The organism is Aquimarina penaris, assembly GCF_040786285.1.
In the GTDB taxonomy this organism is placed as follows: domain Bacteria; phylum Bacteroidota; class Bacteroidia; order Flavobacteriales; family Flavobacteriaceae; genus Aquimarina.
In genome coordinates, this window is sequence record NZ_JBFMKQ010000007.1 from 27205 (window position 1) to 48252 (window position 21048).

Annotated in this window: 4 protein-coding genes; all 4 read left to right on the forward strand. The window is 33.1% G+C overall.

Annotated features, from left to right (window positions below; all coding sequences use genetic code 11):
• Positions 1-18 precede the first annotated feature (18 nt).
• Positions 19-1005 (forward strand): TauD/TfdA family dioxygenase, encoded by a 987-nt coding sequence (locus ABW637_RS21635; protein ID WP_367586823.1) that lies wholly within the window; start codon positions 19-21, stop codon positions 1003-1005.
• A 331-nt stretch (positions 1006-1336) separates the two neighbouring features.
• A complete protein-coding gene (locus tag ABW637_RS21640) occupies positions 1337-2851 on the forward strand; it encodes an amidohydrolase family protein (protein ID WP_367586824.1) in 1515 nt (504 codons plus the stop codon).
• A gap of 65 nt (positions 2852-2916) precedes the next feature.
• On the forward strand, positions 2917-10668 hold the full coding sequence (locus ABW637_RS21645) for a non-ribosomal peptide synthetase (protein WP_367586825.1): 7752 nt from the start codon (positions 2917-2919) through the stop codon (positions 10666-10668).
• An 8-nt stretch (positions 10669-10676) separates the two neighbouring features.
• Positions 10677-21038, forward strand: a complete 10362-nt coding sequence (locus ABW637_RS21650; protein WP_367586826.1) for a non-ribosomal peptide synthetase/type I polyketide synthase — start codon at positions 10677-10679, stop codon at positions 21036-21038.
• Positions 21039-21048 lie beyond the last annotated feature (10 nt).

The following is a 21048-nucleotide window of genomic DNA, read 5'->3' on the forward strand; positions in this document are numbered from 1 at the left end:
TAAATAAAAAATAATGATATGAAATCACATGATATACAAACAATTTCGGGTAAAAAGATGTTGCTTCAAATCAACGATAACAAGGTTAATATTTTTGATTGGCTACATCAATATAAAGAAGATATAGAAGATTTTATTTCTACTAATGGAGCACTATTAATTCGTGGCTTAGGAATTTCTAATGATAAAGAATTTGGAGAAGCTTTAGAATTAGTATTTGGAGAAGAATTAGCAAATTATACATACAGATCTACTCCAAGAAGAGAAGTAAATCAAAGTAAAGTGTATACAGCAACAGAATATCATGCTTCTGAGGTAATTCCTCAGCATAATGAAAATGCATATTCGAATTCCTGGCCAATGCGAATAGGATTTACCTGTTTGGTTCCTGCTGATAAAATGGGGAATACTCCAATTTCAGATAGCAGAGAAGCATACCAAAAAATTCCTATTGAAATAAGGGAAGAATTTGAAAGAAAAAATATCATGTATGTTAGAAACTATTCAGATATAGATTTGCCATGGGAAGAAGTATTTCAGACAACTAAAAAAACCGAGGTAGAGCAATATTGTAATGAAAACAATCTAACATTTGAATGGACAGATAATGGATTAAGAACTAGTCAGGTAAATCAAGCTACGATCATGCATCCAACTACAAAAGAGATGTTATGGTTTAACCAAGCTCATTTGTTTCACTCTAGCAGTCTAGATTCAGAAATTAGAGAAGGGTTAATAGAGTTGTTTGGTGAAGAAAATTTACCTCGTAATTCGTTCTTTGGTGATGGTACCCCAATAGATGAAGAAGCACTTTCGATCATAAGAAAAGTGTTTGAGGATACTAAATTTTCTTTTCAATGGAGTAAAGGAGACTTACTTCTTTTGGATAATATGTTGTATACGCACGGAAGAGAACCTTATGAAGGAAACAGAAAAATCCTTGTAGGAATGGCTAAAAAATATAGTTCTCAAATACATCGCAGTAGAGTATCAACCAATTTATAATGCTCTATCGCGATTATGGTATGATCATCATGTATGCATAGTACAATTTGAATGAAATTACCACGATAGTACGTCATGATTATATAGAAAATCATGAATATCTGTATTTGTTTTTTTGAACAACTTATCAAAAAGTAAACAAGTATATAGACTCACATAAGAATAATAGATGTGGGTAGATTCACTTCAATACATAGAAAGAGTACGCCTGTATTCTAATGTAAACTGTTTAATGTATTAATAATAATTTCGAATTATCAAGGTAAGATAATGACGTAGTTATGCTTTAGAATCTCTCTTTTAAAAAGTAAAAACTAATAAAATTTTAATAATGATCAGTATTCTTTTTAAACCATTTAAAACATTCAGAAAAGACATTTGTAGTTGTATACTTTTTTTGGGTATCGCCCAATTAGGATTTACACAACTAAATAATCAGTATGATATTGTTTTGCAAGGAGGAAGAGTAATAGACCCTGAAACAAAACTTGACGCTATTCGAAATATAGGTATCCGTGATGGGCAAATTATTGAAATCTCAGCTAAGCCATTGTCTGGAGTCGAAAATATTAATGTTTCTGGTCTAGTTGTAGCACCAGGATTTATTGACTTGCATGTACATGGTGTTACTAATACCGAACAAGAATATCAAATAAAGGATGGTATAACCACTGCATTAGAGTTAGAATGGGGGCTACCATTTTTAAAAGAATGGTATGAATTAAGAAAATCAAAAGCTATTATAAACTTCGGAGCCAGTGTAAATTGGCCAATAACCAGAGTGCAATCATTGGCCGCTTATCATAAGGAATTAAATCTTTTAAAGGAGACCATGGCTACCAAAGGTTTACCCGTAACGAAAACGATGCCCGCTTTTGGCAGGAGTTTTTATCAGGAACTACCTACGGATAAAATACCAAAAATGCTAGAGTATGTTCGAGCATCATTAAAAAGCGGAGGGTTAGGTATTGGTATGCCCATTGGATATTTACCGGGAGCGAGCACTGAAGAAGTTTTTAGAGTTTATCAATTGGCAGGAGAATTAAAATCACCCATTTATGCCCATGTTAGAGAGGGTGGGATTATTGCTGTTCAGCAAGTTATTTCAGATGCAGTACTTACCAAGGCGCCATTGCATATTTCTCATATTAATAGCATGGCTCTAAGCAAAATAGGACTAGCCATAGAGATGGTAAATACTGCTCAAAAATCTGGATTTGATATTACAACAGAGTTATATCCATATACAGCCGGATCGACAGATTTAAAATCAGCAATTTTTGATACAGGTTGGCAAAAAAAGTTGGGTATAAGTTTTAAAGATCTGCAGTGGGTTGCTTCTGGAGAGCGATTAACCGAGGACACTTTTGCCAAATATAGAAAAGAAGGAGGAACAGTAGTAATACATAACATGAAACCTGAATGGATTGAATTAGGAATTGCCTCAAAGGGTACAATTATAGCCTCAGACGGAATGCCTTATGCAAAGCTAGCTCATCCTAGATCTTCGGGTACTTTCTCCAGAGTTTTAGGCAAATATGTTAGAGAAGATAAGGTGCTTAATCTTATTGAAGCTATAGAGAAGATTACACTTCTCCCAGCCAGAAGATTAGAAAAAATCGCTCCTATAATGCAACGTAAAGGCAGGATTCAAGAGGGTGCAGACGCAGATATAGCAATATTCAATTTTGAGAGTATAATAGATAAGTCTACGTTCGAAAAAGGAATAGAATTTTCAGAAGGAGTTGAATATGTTCTGGTCAACGGTGTTCCAATCTTGAAGAAAGGAAAAATTGTAAATGGTGTTTTCCCTGGGCAACCAATTTATGGGAAATACAAAGAGTAATTTGAATGTATATCATTCAATAAACTTCAATTCAAATTGATACTTCAAATTATAAAAAGAAACAAGTGGATAATAAGATAGAAAAACAAAACGTCCAAGATATTTTTGAACTAAGTATGGTCCAAAAAGGAATGCTATTTCATCATTTAAAGGACGGAACCGGAAACACCTACAATGCTCAATTAGTATTTAATATTAATGGTGATTTAGATGTAAATACATTACAATCTGCATTAAATAGTGTGCAAATTAATCATGAAGTTTTGCGTTCTGTTTTTAGATGGGAAGGAGTAAGTAAACCGCTACAGATTATCTTAAAAACGGCTCCCATTAAGATCAAATACCATGATGTTTCTAATAAAAATGAAAGGGACCGTAAGGCGTATATTGAAGAATATGCTTTGAAAGATCAAAAAAAGCGTTTTGATCTTTCGCAAGTTCCGATGCGAGTATCCATAATAAAGGAGACAGAAACATCTTTTGTATTATGTATTACGAATCACCATATATTATACGATGGATGGAGCACGGGTATTTTATTAAAAGAGCTTTTTGTCAATTATAATGAAACTATTAATGGAAATGCGTTAAAAGCAAATCAAAAAGTATCGTATAAGAGATATATTCTGTCTAAGCAAAAAGAAAATGATTTAGAAAAGGAACATGACTATTGGAAGAAGTATTTAAATGAATATCAAATTACTTCATGTTTTTCTGCAAAAGATAACGAAAATCAAACAGGGGATTCGGTAGAAAAAAAGCATTTAAAAGTTGGAATAGAATCAATTAAAAAACTATCTAAAGAACAAAAAATAACACCCGCAGCGATAATTTATGCCGCAATTGGTGTTTTACTTCAAAAACTTACGGCAGCTTCTGATATTGTTCTTGGGACTACTGTATCAGGAAGAGATGTTGCTATAGAAGGTGTAGAAGATCTTGTTGGTAACTTTATCAATACCATCCCTTTAAGAATAACCAATGAAGCTAATGACGCGGATACATCATTTATTGATATTGCAAAAGGAGTTTATGAAGAGGGGTTAGTGAGAAACCAAAATTCAAACACTTCTTACTATGAAATAAAAAAATTGCTGGAACTTAAAGCATCTGAAGAACTATTTGATGTCGTTGTTGTTGTCGAGAACTATCCCTTAGATGAAAAAGCTATCAATGGAAATCCAGGTTTTGAAGTGAAGTTAAAATCGGTATATGAAAACACTGGTATTCCTTTGGTAATAACAGTGTTTCTAAAGGAGGAATTAGAGTTAGAATTGATCTACCAACCTTCAATAATTAGTGAAGACCATATAAATTTATTTTCAATTTCTTTAGAAAGAATATTGAATCAAATTCAGGAAAATCCTACTCTACCAGTGCATTCTTTTGGGCTTTTAAGTAAAAAAGAGGAAGCTTGGCAAATAGAGACATTTAATGAAACTGCAGCAGAACTACCAAAATCAGAAACGGTACTCTCTCTTTTTGCCAAACAGCAAGTATCAACTCCTAATAAAGTTGCTGTACTATGTGGGTCAGAACAATTGACTTATCAAGAATTAGGAGATTTATCCGATAAAATTGCGGCCTACCTAAAACAAGAAAAAAGAATTCAAAAGGGAGCATTGGTTGGTTTAATGCTGGGAAGAGATTTTAATTTAGTTCCAATAATTTTAGGTGTTCTAAAGGCAGGAGCTGCCTATGTACCTATTGATCCTACGTATCCGGTTGGTAGAATTAATAATATTCTAGAACAATCGAAATTAGCACTTTTAGTTACAGAGAATAAGGAATTAGATTCAGCATTAAGCACAACTTCTCAGATAATTGATGTGCAAGATCTAATGATAAGTCTTCCTGAAATAAATGTTTTATCGCAAGAAAATACTCTGGAAGATGACTTAGCTTACGTAATTTTCACCTCTGGATCAACAGGAACTCCAAAAGGAGTTATGATAGAGCATGCTACTTTGCTAAATTATATTTACTGGGCTGCAACGTATTATGTGAATGAAGAAGAGCTCACTTTTCCATTATATTCTTCTATTTCTTTTGACTTAACAGTTACATCGATTTTTACACCGTTAATAACAGGAAATACCATTATAGTTTATAAAGAAGAATCTAATCAACTACCAATTGATGCAGTACTTAAGGATAATAGAATTAACATCGTTAAGTTAACTCCTTCACACTTAAAAATAATTAGAGATAATGATTTGTTTGATCCTGCAACAAGTAATATTCGAAAACTAATTGTAGGAGGGGAAGAATTAGAATATCATTTGGCTAAAGATATTATAGAAAAATTCAACGGCGATATAAAAATTTATAACGAATATGGGCCAACAGAGGCAACCGTTGGTTGTATGGTTTATGATTTTGATACTGCTCTAAACACTGGATCGGTATCCCTAGGTAACCCGATTAATAATACTCAGATTTATATTCTAGATCCTAATATGAACCCTGTTCCGGTTGGGGTAAAAGGAGAATTATATATAGCTGGAGGAGGCTTAGCAAGAGGATATTTAGGTAGAAAAGATCTAACGCAGGAACGATTTATTCAAAACCCATTTAACCCCGGTAAAAAGATGTATAAAACAGGGGATTATGCTATAAGGGAGAAAGGCAATCATATTCTTTTTTATGGTAGAATAGATGAGCAGATAAAAATATCGGGTTATAGAATCGAGTTAAAAGAAATTGAGAATGTACTTTCTGCATATCCCGAAATTAAAGAATCGGTAGTAGCCGTTAAAGAGAAAGACAATAACAAGATACTGGTAGCATATTATTTATCAGATAGTGAAATGGCTATCGATAGCTTAAAAAAATATGTAGAAGAGAAACTCCCTGCATATATGCTTCCAATGTACTATATAAAACTAGAGGCATTACCACTAACCTCAAATGGAAAACTAGACTATAAGAAACTGCCTGAGGCAGATTCCTTAGTAGTTGATGATTATCATGCACCTTCGACTACCATAGAAAAATTATTGGTTAAGCATTGGTCTGATGTGTTGAAAGTTTCTGTAATCAGTACTACAGACAACTATTTTTTGATTGGTGGAGATTCTATAAAATCAATTCAAATAAGTTCAAAAATGAGAGCTGATGGTTTTGAGGTATCAGTTCAGGATATTTTTAGAAATCCAACTATAAAAGCGTTGGCTTCTGTAACTAAACCTTTAACAACTCCGATAGATCAATCGACAGTTACTGGAGAAGTAGTGCTAAGTCCAATTCAACAATGGTTTTTTGATAAATCTGAAACTGATCAACATCATTTTAATCAATCGTCTGTACTGAGTTTTGATTCAAAAGTAACAGTACAAACAGTTCAAAAAATATTTTCTGAAATTCTTACTCATCACGATGCTCTTCGTATGGTTTTTAAGAAAGAGGGAGAAAATATCCATCAACAAAATCAAGAGGATACTATAAAGGTTGATATAAAGGAATATGATTTAACTTTATTAGAAAACCCTGAGGAGACGATCCTTTATCATGCAAATGATTTGCAATCTCAGATAAATTTAGACGATGGTCCTTTACTAAAATTAGGGTTATTTCAGACTAAGACCGAAAGTCGCTTGCTCATCGTGATACATCATTTAGTTATAGATGGAATTTCATGGCGAATTTTGTTAGAAGATATAGATACCTTATATGGCCAAATCATAGATAATAGTTCTCTTAAACTTCCTTTAAAGACGGATTCTTTTAAAAATTGGTCAAAAGCAGTCAAAAAATATACGAATAGTGAAAGCTATCAAAAAGGCAAATCATATTGGGGAACTCAATTAAGAAAAGAAAACTCAACCATCAAAAGAGACTTTCCTGATGGTCTAAATATCTATAAGAACCATGGTAGCGAGATATTAGAATTAAATCAGCTTGAGACAAAGCAATTACTAACGGAAGCACATGCTGCATATGGAACACAAATAAATGAACTCTTAATGTCGGCATTTTTATTAGCCGTAAGCAAGAAATTTGACCTCAATGATATATGGGTTGATTTAGAAGGGCATGGAAGAGAAGAAATTGTTCCAGGAATTAATGTAGGTCGTACGTTGGGTTGGTTTACAAGTATCTATCCTGTTTTGTTAGAGAAAAGAGGTGAAGATATTTCGAATGTGATAAGAAATATAAAAGAAACGTTAAGAACTATACCAAATAAAGGGGTAGATTATTTGATCACACAATACACCGATATACTTCCTTTAGAGGAAAAAAGCAACGCAGGTATTAGTTTCAACTATTTAGGGCAATTTGAGTCGGCATATGAAAATTTTCACATGCTGAATGAGAGCAAAGGAGATGAGATTTCCATGAACATGGAGCAACACTATGATTGGAATGTTATTGGGTGGGTTTCTGAAGGAAAACTAAAACTAGAATTAGTTTATAGTACACAACAGTATCAAAAAGAAACCATAGTTTCTTTTATAGAGTTATTTGAAGAAAGTCTAAAAGATGTTATAAATCACTGTTGTCAGCGTAATGAGGTAACGTTGACTCCTTCAGATTTAACATACAGTGAGTTACCTATCGATGATCTTAATCATATTCAAACCAACTTTGAGATAGAAGATATATACACCTTGGCACCAACCCAAGAGGGGATGCTATTTCACTCGGTATTAGAACCTGAATCTAAGGTGTACTTCGATCAAAAAATATTGAGTCTTACAAGCAACCTGAATACGACAGCAGTAGAAAAAAGTATGGAGGCCTTGGTAAAGCACCATGAGGTATTTAGAACAATATTCTTGCATAAAAATTTAGAAAATCCAATACAGGTTGTTTTAAAAGAAAGAAAATTAGACTTCATTTATAAAGATATTCAACAAGAATGTGAGCGTTTATCAATTGATGAAGTTGTTAATTTATATATAGCAGAAGACAAATCAAAAGGGTTTAATTTATCCGAGGATATATTAATGCGTGTAACTCTTCTTAAAGTTCAGAAAGAAGAATATAGAATGATTTGGTCTCACCACCATATTGTTATGGATGGTTGGTGTACCTCGATTTTATGGAATGATTTTAAAAATCTTTATTTAGGGTTCAGTAAAAATAATCCTGTAAAACTTGAGCCTTCTCCAAAATATTCTCAATATATAAAATGGCTTGAATCAAGAGATAAGGATCAATCTAAAGAATACTGGTCAACATATCTAGAAAATTACCAGCATTTGGCTTCTTTACCGAAGAAAGATGTAGATTTTAATGCTTTAAAATCTTACGATTTAGTGAGTTGCAAACATCTTCTAAGCAAAGAGAAAACAAATGTTTTACAAAAAATATCAAAAAGTAATGCGGTTACATTAAGTACTATTTTTCAAACCATTTGGGGAGTAGTTTTAGCCAAGTATAACAATGTAGATGACGTAGTATTTGGCAATGTTGTTTCGGGAAGAACATCTGAAATCGCCGGAATTGAAAATGTAGTAGGACTTTTTATAAATACCCTTCCTGTAAGAGTTCGGTATGATGAAAAAGACACCTTAGAAACGTTGTTAAAAAAGACTCAGGCCTCGGCATTTGAGAGCGAACCACATCATTACCACTCATTATTAGATATTCAGGAGCTGAGCGAGCTAGGAAATGGATTGTTTGATCATATTGTAGTTTTTGAGAATTACCCGATTTCAGATAATATAAAAGGAGTAGAGGATGATGAAAATGGTTTTTCGGTTACCGAAGTAGACATTTTTGAACAAACCAATTATGATTTTAATGTAATCATTATACCTGGAGAAGAAATTCAAGTTCAAATAGATTATAATCAAAATGTATATAGCGAAACTACAATACATCAGATATTATCTCACTTTGAAAATGTTATCGAACAATTAATAATTGATAAAGATTCTTGTATTACAAATTTGAGGTTGGTTTCAGAAGAAGAAAAGAATGTTCTTCAACAAAAACTCAACAATACACAAATTAACTATCCTAAAGATCTGAACATAATTGATCTGTTTTTAAAACAAGTAGATGAAAACCCAAAACAGATAGCCATTAAGTGTGGAGATTCAGCGATTAGCTATGAAGAATTGAATGAAAAAAGTAGTCAGGTTGCTTGTGCTCTAACAGAATTTGGAGTAAAAAGTGATACCATTATAGGATTGTTAATGGACAGGTCCATTGATACTATAATAGGTATGCTTGGAATTCTTAAAGCCGGTGGAGCGTATCTTCCAATAGACATAAACTATCCTAAAGACAGGAAAGAATATATCATACAAGATAGCGGTACATCTTTAATTCTAACAACTACGGCTTTTGATGAGGTTAATGAACTGAACGCAGATTTGCAGGTACTGTATATAGAGCAAGCCTTTGAAAAAACTATAAGCACTGCAGATTTGGCCATAAACAATGTTGGTAGTCCTTCGGATCTGTGTTATGTAATTTATACCTCTGGAACTACTGGTAATCCTAAAGGTGTGATGATAGAACATCATAATGTGGTTCGGTTATTCTTTAATGAAAAACCATTGTTTGATTTTACCTCGAATGACACTTGGACGATGTTTCATAGCCACTGCTTCGATTTTAGTGTTTGGGAAATATATGGAGCACTATTGTTTGGAGGAAAACTAATTATTATTCCGCAATTAATTGCTAAAGACACAAAAGCATATCTCAATATTTTAAAACAAGAAAAGGTTACTGTTTTAAATCAAACACCTAGTGCTTTTTATAATTTAATTCAAGCAGAATTATCATGCTTAGATACATCACTCGAATTGCGTTATGTGATTTTTGGCGGAGAGGCATTAAACCCTCGAAAACTGAAACAATGGAAAGAAAAATATCCTGATATAAAATTAATAAACATGTTTGGTATAACAGAAACTACCGTTCATGTTACGTATAAGGAAATTACCGAACACGAAATCCATAATAACATAAGCAATATAGGAAAACCGATCTCTACATTATCTACCATCGTATTAGATAAATATCAGAATTTGGTGCCCAAAGGAGTCATAGGAGAACTTTATGTAGGAGGAAGTGGTGTGGCTAGAGGATATTTAAATAAAGCAGAATTAACAAAGGAAAAATTCATACTTAATCCATATAACCCAGAAGAAAAATTGTACAGATCTGGAGATTTGGCAAGAATTTTAGATTCTTGGGAATTAGAGTATATGGGAAGAATAGATCATCAAATTCAGCTTAGAGGATATAGGATAGAACTAGGAGAAATAGAAAATAAGCTTTTAACTCATCCAAAAGTCGATGAGGCCGTGGTTACAGTTAAAGAGCGGTCGGGAGATAAATATATTCTTGCATATTATAAATCAATAGATAATCTGGATGAAAATGAACTAAGACATTTTCTGTTAGATAAGCTTCCAGACTATATGCTACCATCGTATTTTATTGAGCTTGAAGAAATCCCATTAACTTCAAATGGGAAATTAGATACCAAAGCATTACCCGAGCCTAAACTCGCTGATATTACAGCATCTTCAAAACCTAAAAATGAGATTCAAAAAGGGTTGGTAAAGATTTGGTCAGACATATTGGAGATAGAGAATGAGAAAATTGGAATACACAGTAACTTTTTTGACATCGGAGGGAATTCTCTAAAACTAATGAAAATGGTAGACAAAATAAATTCAACTTTTGAAGTTGAAATAACAGTGGCTCAAGTTTTTGCTTACCCCGAAATATCAATGCTTGCCCAATTCTTAGGCAATGAAACTAACAACAATGTCGAATCTGAAGAAGAAACAGATATGGGAAATTTTGAACTCATGAACGACACCATAAATTTATTAAATCAGTTTTAAAAGTAGTTATGGAAAAATATACAGGATTAGAAATAGCCGTAATCGGCATGGCAGGTAAGTTTCCTGAAGCTGATAATATCGAACAGTTTTGGGAGAATTTAAAGAATGGTAAAGATTGTATAAGTGATTTTACAGCAGAAGAAGTTGCAGAAGAAGGAGAAGAAGAATCACTGTTAAAAAACCCTTCCTATGTTAAAGCCAATGCATATCTGAAAAATAAAAAATACTTTGATTCAGAATTTTTCGGATATACTCCACATGAAGCCGAATTGATGGATCCTCAAGTAAGGCTATATCATGAATGTTGCTGGGAAGCCCTTGAAGATAGTGGGTGCGACCTGCAAGATCGTACTCTAAAAGTAGGCGTTTTTTCTGCAGGATACCCAAATATCCCGTGGATATTACATACTACCCAGAATCCTCCTGAAGGTGGATTTGTTGATGGTTTTACGGCTTCGCATTTAAGGGATGCTACTTTCTTAAGTTCAAGAATGTCATATAAATTAAATCTCAAAGGCCCTGCTGTTTTTATCCAAACTGCATGTTCCTCGTCATTAGTTGCCATACATGAGGCTTGCAATAGTTTGCTATTAGGAGAATGCAATGTTGTACTGGCAGGGGGTGTAAATGTTAAAAACTATTCTAAAAAAGGATATCTGTATCAAGAAGGAATGATACACTCTAAAGATGGTAAATGTAGACCTTTTGATGCTCAATCCAGTGGTACTGTAGGAGGAGAAGGAGCTGGAGTTGTTGTATTAAAAAGACTTAAAGATGCCATTAGGGATAAAGATAATATTCAGGCTATTATTAAAGGAACTGCCATAAATAATGATGGAAGTGGTAAGGTTGGATATACAGCTCCTAGCGTTCAAGGGCAAACCGAGGTTATAAAAAGGGCCCATGCAATGGCTAAAGTTGATGTTAATAGTATAAGCTATGTTGAAACTCATGGAACAGCAACAGCATTGGGCGACCCTATAGAAGTTGAAGCTTTAAATACAGCATTTGGTAAAGGTAATAAAGATGAATGTGCAATAGGCTCGGTAAAGTCTAATATTGGTCATTTAGATTCGGCGGCTGGTGTAGCGGGGTTCATAAAAACAGTTCTTGCTTTAAAGAACAGAGAACTACCTCCTAGTCTACATTACACTAAACAAAACCCAGGAATAAGTTTCTCTAATGGCCCTTTCTATGTTAACAATGCATTAAAACAATGGGGAACAACATCTGATGTTTTAAGAGCAGGGGTTAGTTCCTTTGGTATTGGAGGCACAAATGCTCATTTAGTACTTCAAGAAGCTCCTTCAAAAGGACTTTCTGAAAATAGTAGAGATTATCAGTTATTAACACTGTCTGGTAAAACCATTTCAGGGTTTCAAGGAAATGTAGAAAAACTTAAAAAATTTCTTAGTAAAAATCAAAAGATAAATCTTGCTGATGCAGCATATACTTTACAGGCAGGTAGAGATCGTTTTAAATACAGAAAAACAATTATTTGCGAAAATATAAACAACACTCTTGAACAATTAGAAAATATATCATCATTAGCACCAGCTTCTTCGAATAATCAGGAAGAATTACAACATATTGTCTTCATGTTTCCTGGACAAGGTACACAGTATGTTAACATGTGCAAGGAGCTTTATACTACCGAAAATATATTTAGAGAAGAGATTGATACATGTTTAGAACATGCGCAAGAATATACCAGCATCGATTTACGTTCAATATTGTTTTCAGATGCAGATAAACCTTCTAAAAAGATCAATCAAACAGAATATGCTCAACCTCTTTTGTTCTTTACAGAGTACGCATTAGCTAAACTGTTGATGAATTGGGGAATAACTCCAGATTATATGATTGGGCATAGCATAGGTGAATATGCTGCGGCATGTTTAAGTGGTGTTTTTGAATTAAAAGATGCTATCCGATTAGTGATAAAAAGAGGATTGCTAATGAGTAAAGCCAGTAAAGGAACTATGCTCAATATTAATGCGAGCAAAGATCAGGTTGATACTCTACTAGAAACATATGATACAATTGATTTAGCGGTAGTAAATAGCGAGAATGCGGTTGTTGTTTCGGGAACTATTGAAGATATCGATGACTTCCAGAAGGCCTTAGAAAACAAAGGAATTTCTTCTAAAAAATTACATACGTCACATGCATTTCATTCTAGAATGATGGATTCTGTATTAGCTGATTTTGATAAAGAACTGAAGAAGGTAAATATCAAGTCACCAAAAATTCCGTTCATATCAAATCTTTCAGGAGAATTTGTTTCTTCTCAAGAAGTTCAAGAACCTTCCTACTGGACTCAACATCTTAGAAACACGGTGTACTTTAAAGAAGGAATTGACACTTTATTAACCCATGGGGATGCTTGCTTTATAGAAGTAGGGCCCGGTAGAGCATTGAGTAATTATGTTAACGAAAATAAGAACAAAACGAATAGTCATCACACTATCAACACAGTAAGACACGTAAAACAGGAAATTAATGATCAAAAGTATCTTCTCGAAAAATTAGGGCAACTATGGGAAAGAGGAGTAGAAATTAATTGGAAACAATTTTACGGTAAAGAAGAAAGATATAAAATATCATTACCTACGTATGCTTTTGATAGAAAAGAATACACTACTGATTTTGACTTAAACAAATTACTAAGCAAGCAATTGCTTACGGATACAAATGAAGCAGGAACACATCAAACTGAACTCATTAATCTATATAATTGGAAACGTTCAATTCTTCCCAATGAGGCACTAGAGCTGGAGAATAAAAAATCTAATTTCTTACTATTTACCGGAACAGAAGAGTTTAGTACTATTTTAAGCCAAAAGCTAATAACAAAACGTCAAAATATAATTCAGGTAAAACACGGTAAGCAATTTAAGAAGGTTAATGATGGATTATTTGAGGTTAATATATCCGTATTAGATCATATCACACAATTATGGAGTGCACTAGAAAAAATCAAATTTAAAGCAGATGAAATTATTTATAGCTTGCCCCTTTCTGAAAAATATACGCTTCTGGATTATAATGCAGTTGAGAAAGGACTAGATAAAAACTATCTAGGATTATCTTATATCACCAAAACTATTGCTAATTACCAGAGCAATGAAGAAGTAAAAATAACGATTTTAGGCAATCACTTGGTTAAAGTTGTGACAGATGATGATATAGATCCTCTAAAAGCTACAATACTTTCTCCTGCAAAAATTATTCCTTCAGAAATCAACTCACTTCAGTGTAAGGTTATAGATATTCCATATCCGTTTACTTCTGAAGATGAACAGACAGACTATGCAGAAAAAGTTATCAATGAAATGTTTTTTGAGACAGAAGATGTTTGTGTAGCATACAGATATAAAGAACGTTGGTTTAAGGATATAGAACCATTTTCTACCAATGAAAAAACGGTGTCAAATGTAAGCTTAACTGCAGATGGAACTTATCTAATTGTAGGCGGTACAGGAGGTATGGGATTGTCAATAGTTGCTCAAATGAGTTCTGAAATTCAAGGGAACTTCATTTTAGTACATCGCAATGATTTTCCGAAAAAAGAAAATTGGAACAAGTGGCTAAAAACGCAAGGTAACGATGATGAAATCAGTAAAAAGATTATTCAAATTCAGAAGATAGAAAACTTAGGTTCTATCGTTGAATTACATCAGTTAGATGTAGCCAATGAGTCTAACGTAAAAGATTTTTCAGAAAAATTAGTAAAGAACCAAGTACAAATTAATGGTTTAGTTTGGGCTGCTGGAGAAGTAGACTATGGAGGAATTATTTTAAATAGATCAAAAGAAGATTTCATAAAATATAGCGCATCAAAAATTCATGGGATCGTATTATTCGAGAAATATTTAAAGTTTCAGAACCTGGATTTTTTAGCTTTATTTTCTTCCATCGGGAACATTATTTATCAAGTAAAATTTGGTCAAGTTGGGTATAATGCAGGGAATGAATTTCTTGAAAGCTATGCACAATACGCAAAAAAACAATGGGGAGTTCATGCATTTACAATTAATTGGTGTGATTGGTATGATGTAGGACTAACAGTAAATGCAGTTAGAGAGCAAGATCATATTGAAGATATAGCCGAAATCAATTCGAGAATTGACCATGCTATAACTCCGCAGAAAGGAGTTGAATTATTCTTCAGATGTCTTGAAAATAAAGAATCTACATTCAATATATTTCCAGGTGATCTCAAAAAAGTAATGGCCTCTCAAAGGTTGCGATTAAAAGAATTTAAAAACAATATAACCGAGACCTCTGGAGAAGTAGATTATACTATTGTAAACGAAGTTGATGATTTAGAAAAAACTTTAAAAGAGATATATTCTAATTTCTTTGGTAAGCAAATAGGCCTTGCCGAGGACTTTTTTGAGGTAGGCGGAGATTCTTTAAAAGCAATGAGTTTAGCAGCTCGGATAAATCAAAAGATTGGGTCAAACCTTGCGATTAATGACATTTATCAATATCCAACAATCAATGAAATAATAAGTAAATTATCTGAAATTGGAAATGATAATCAGATCATTACAATTCCTAATACCTCACCTAAAGAATACTATGCAACGTCTTCAGAACAAAAAAGAATGTTTTTGTTACAGGCATTAGATATAGAGAGTACACTATATAATGAAATCGAAGTGCTATGGGTACTAGGTGAGATAAACAAAAAGAAAATTGAAGATGCATTTAGACAAATCATTCAAAGACATGAAAGTTTAAGAACCTCTTTTGCCTTTATGGGTGATGAATTAGAGCAAGAAGTATCTGAAGAATATGACTTTAAGCTTGAATTTTTAGAGTATCGTGAAGATCAATTGGATGAAGTCGTAAAATCATTTATTCGCCCATTTGATTTGACAGATAAGAAATCACCCTTATTACGAGTTGGGTTGGTAGAAAAGAGTCCAACAGAGCATTTATTAATTATGGATTCTCATCATATCGTTATGGATGGTGTCTCTAGGTTTGTAATAAGAGAAGAGTTTAATACGCTGTATAATAAAGGGAGTTTATTACCATTAAAACTACAATATAAAGATTATGCCGAGTGGCAAAATAGTGAAGAAGAAAAGACACGTATAAACGAGGAGAAATCTTTTTGGTTAAATGAGTTTTCAGGAGACTTGGAGCCTTTAGAGCTGCCTACCGATTTTGTTAGACCATTAGAGAGAAATAATGAAGGAGATTTTATTCGTTTTGAAATAGGACAAGAAGAGACTAAAAAACTAAAAGATATTGCTAGCGCAGATGGGACAACTGTATATACAGTTCTAGTGGCTATTCTTAATGTATTGCTTAGTAAGTTAACATGTCAAGAAGAGGTCATCGTCGCAACTCCTGTTGCTGGTCGACAACATGCAGATCTCGAAAACTTGATAGGTATGTTTGTTAATACCGTTTGTTTACGTAGCTATCCAGAAGGAGAAAAATCTTTTGAGGAATTTTTGTCAGAAGTAAAAGACAAAACATTAGCATGTTTTAAAAACCAGTCATATCCTTTTGAGGAGTTGGTTAACGAACTAAAAATAGCCCGAGACAGTAGTAGAAATCCTCTTTTTGATGTAATGTTTGTATACCAAAACTATGAAGAGGCCAAAAATGAAACTGAAGGTTTGGTTTTTAAACCAGAGCAGTTTAATCATACTTCTTCGAGGTTTGATATGACACTTTTAGCTGTTGATGATGCAGATCAATTATTCCTTAGACTCATTTTTTCTACAGAGCTATTTAAAAAAGAAACTATTCAACGATTTGTCTCTTACTTTAAAAATATTGTATCTGTCATTATTGATAATCACCAGGTATTACTTTCTGATATTGATATTATGTCTCAGGAAGAAAAAGAAAAAGTACTCGTGGAGTTTAATACTACTACGGTAGCTAATATAGAGAAGAATGTGGCCGAATTGTTTGCAGAACAAGTAAAAAGTAATCCAAATAATATAGCCTTAATTCATCATGAACAAGAACTAACTTATTTAGAGTTAGATAGAAAGGCAAATGCAATAGCCCAAAGAATTCATGAGAAAATTTCAGGAAACAATCACAAAATAGGATTGCTGTTCAATCATTCTATAGAGATGATAGTATGTCTATTGGGAGTTATAAAATCAGGTTACGCTTATGTTCCTTTATCTGCAGAGGATCCAGACGACAGAAAGCAATATATCTTATCCAATTGTGATGCCAGTCTTTTGCTAATGCAAGAAGAAATCTACGAAGATCAAAAAGCAGAATCTTCTATAATTGAAGAAGACAAAATTATTGTAATTGGTGAAGTTCATGAAGTAGATAGACCACCTGTAGAAGCAAAAAATATTGATCTAGATGATTTGTTATATGTAATTTATACATCAGGTACTACAGGGAAACCAAAAGGTGTCGAAATTAGACATAGAGGGATTGTAAATTATGCACTTTGGGGAATAGATTATCATAATTTATCTACTCAAGATGTAACATTACAATTAATATCATACCATTTTGATGGCTTTGGTTCTAATTTTTATCAAGCACTACTTTCTGGAGGTGCAATGATTACGGTGCCCCGTGAATTAAAATTAAATACACAATATATCACAGGCTTGATTAATACTAAGAAGGTAACCAATTTTGCCATGCTTCCGGGATTGTATAACGAGGTATTAGATGAAATAGAGGCTCAAGGACACCCTAATCAAATTCGTTTTGTTGTTTTGGCAGGTGAAAAATCAAGTGTCAATTTAATTAATAAAAGTAAAAAGATCTTACCAGCGATAAGTCTTGAGAACCAATATGGTCCAACAGAAACCACGATAGGTTCTACCCATAATTTAACACTAGATGTTCATACCACCTCAAACATAGGTAAACCAATATCCAATACTGCGATATATATATTAGATAATCAATCTAATTTGTTACCACTAGGAGTAGAGGGTGAAGTACATATCGCCGGAGAAGGAATAGCCAAAGGGTATATCAATAATAAGGAGTTAACAGACGAGAAGTTTGTAAATAATCCTTTCGGTACGTACGAAAAAATGTACAAAACCGGAGATGTAGCAAAGTGGCTTCCAGATGGTACTATTGAACTTACAGGAAGAAAGGATGATCAAATAAAAATTAGAGGTTTTAGAGTAGAACCGGGGGAGATTAGTAATCACATTACAACCCATAATGATATAAAGCAGTCCGAAGTAATTATAAAAGAAAAAGAGGGGCAAAAGTATCTTGTTGCTTATTATATTTCAGATGTTGATTTAAACGTAAATCAATTAAGAAGCTTTCTGTCAGAAAGAATACCAGACTACATGGTGCCTTCATATTTTATGAGAATGGAAAAATTTCCATACACTCTTAATGGTAAACTGGATAGAAAATTAATGCCCGAACCTGCAGAAAATATTTCTGAATATGTAGCACCTACAAACCAAGAAGAGGAAATATTAACCAAAGTATGGAGCAAAGTACTGGGAACAGAAAACATAGGAATCACCGATAATTTCTTTTTGGTAGGAGGAGATTCCATTAAATCTATACAAATAAGTTCCAGACTTAGGTCTTTGGGATATGAAGTATCGGTAAAAGAAATTCTTACCAGTAAAGACATTAAAAACTTAGCAACAAAACTGAAAAAAACACAGCAGCAATCAGATCAATCACCTGTTACTGGTGATGCAATATTAAGTCCGATTCAACAATGGTTTTTTGAAAATAATGATACAGAAAGAAATCATTTCAACCAATCTGTATTGCTTGATTTTTGTGATGGTATAACTGAAAACGAGGTTGAATTAATTTTTACCAAGATTCAAGAACACCACGATGTTTTAAGAACAGTTTATAAAGAAAATACCGAAGAACCAACATCTTGTTATTTAGACACTGATGAATCTCCGGTTTCGTTACATGTTTTTGATTTAAGAGGCGCCAAAGATGCTTCGGCGGTATTGTTATCTGAAAGTAAAAAAATACAATCAGGTATTAACATACAGACCGGCCCTTTAATGCATTTAGGATTATTTCAAATGGATAAAGGAAGTCGCTTGTTGATTGTAATACATCATTTAGCAGTCGACGGAGTTTCTTGGCGCATTTTATTCGAAGATATTGAAACATTGTATCAACAGATAAAAAATAAGGAAGCTCTTAAATTACCTTTAAAAACAGATTCTTTTAAAAGTTGGACTAATAAGCTACTCGAGTATTCTAAAAGTGATACCATAAAATCAGCAAAAACCTATTGGAACCAAGAATTACAAAAACCACATTCTATATTAAAAAGAGATTATCCAAAGGGAGGTAACTTATTTAAGTATAAAGCTATTGAACAATTTCAGTTAGACGAAGAAGTGACTTCAAAACTGTTATCCGAAGTTCATTTCCCGTTTGGAACTCAGATAAATGATATTTTATTAACAGCATTTTTGTGGACGTATAGTGAATTTTTTGATACCAACGATCTTCTCGTTGATTTAGAAAGCCATGGAAGAGAAAGTTTAGGGCAAAATGAAAATATAAGCCGTACGGTTGGTTGGTTTACAAGTTTTTATCCGGTTTTACTACAAATAGAAAAAACAAACCAGAACAACTTAAGTACAGTAGTAAAAGAAGTAAAAGAAAAACTACGAAAAGTTCCAAATAAAGGAATCGATTATTTGATTTATAAATACTTCACAGAAAATAGTATTGAAACCGAGAATAAGACACAGATAAGCTTCAACTATCTTGGGCAATTTGATGCTGATATCGCTAATAGTTCTTTCTCTATTGGAAAAGAAGACAAAGGAGATGAGGTATCTGCCGAAAAACAACGAGATTATGATTGGGATCTAGCAGGTATTATTACTGAAGGGAAACTAAATATGAGCTTGATGTATAGTGATAAACAATACAGTCAGGGTACTATCTCAGCGATAATGTCTTCTCTGAAAGATAATCTGGAGAAACTTATTACTTACTGCTGTAACTATAGTAAGAAAGAATTTTCGCCATCAGATTTTGGGTATAAAGAACTTTCTTTTGATCAATTAGATACTATTTCAGAAAGTTATGACATTCAAAATATTTATCCTTTATCCCCAATGCAAGAAGGGATGTTGTTTCATTATTTGATGAACCCAGATTCAGAAAGTTATCTCGGACAAATGACGTTCGAAATTCATGGAGAATTAGATATTGAAGCTGTTAAAGAAAGCATGGATGAATTAATAGCCAGACATGAAGTCTTACGTACTGTTTTTCTTCATGAAGGCTATGAAAGACCAATACAAATAGTTCTAAAAGAAAGAAAATCAAATGTACAATATAGAGATCTGTTAAGTGAAGTATCAGCAGATAGTATTATAAAAGAGGTTGATAGGTGTAAAGAAAATCAAAGTCATAACAACTTCAATCTTAGTAAAGATCTGCTCATGAGGTTAACAGTATTGCGTACGGATGAAGAAAAATATACGCTTATCTGGAACTATCACCATATATTAATGGATGGTTGGTGTACAGCTACTATTTTATCTGAGTTTAGAGAAATGTACTCGAGTAGAAAAAAAGGATTAAAAGTAGAGTTGCCTTTTGTTAATTCATATTATAACTACATAGAATGGCTGGAAAACAGGGATAGACAAATCTCGAAGAGCTATTGGAAAAATTACTTAGAAGGTTATCATCAACCAGTGTCAATGCCAAAAACCAATCTAAGTTCTGGTAAAGATGAAGATTATGATTTAGCCATTGAACATTTGAAAATTGAAAAAAGCGAAACAAGCCTTTTACAACAACTAACTGTAGAATATGGCGTAACCATTAATACAATTATTCAATGTGCCTGGGGAATGTTATTAGCCAAATACAATAATGTTGATGAAGTAGTATTTGGAGCTGTTGTTTCAGGAAGACCTACCGAGATCGAAGGAATAGAAAGTATGATAGGATTGTTCATCAATACTATTCCTGTAAGGATTAAGTATAATGATGGAGAAGATTTGGGAGACGTATTGAAACAATTGCAAGAAAATGCACTGGAAAAAGAACAACATCAATACCACCCTCTGTCAGAAATTCAAACCTATAGTACTCTGGGAAGAGAACTATTTGATCATATAGTTATTGTAGAAAATTATCCGGTTTTAGAAGATCAAGGAACGAGCACGGATAAAACAGACTTTTTAGTAAAAAATGTCGAAATGTTTGTGCAATCAAATTACGATCTGTCTTTGGTAGTTGTACCCAATGATGAAATTGAAATTAAAATCGAATATAATGCTAATGTGTACGATAAAACTACAGTACAAAACATATTAGCACATTTGAATCATGTGATTCTTCAAGTCTTATTGCCTAGCGAAGTTGAAGTTGTTTAACTCACTTTAA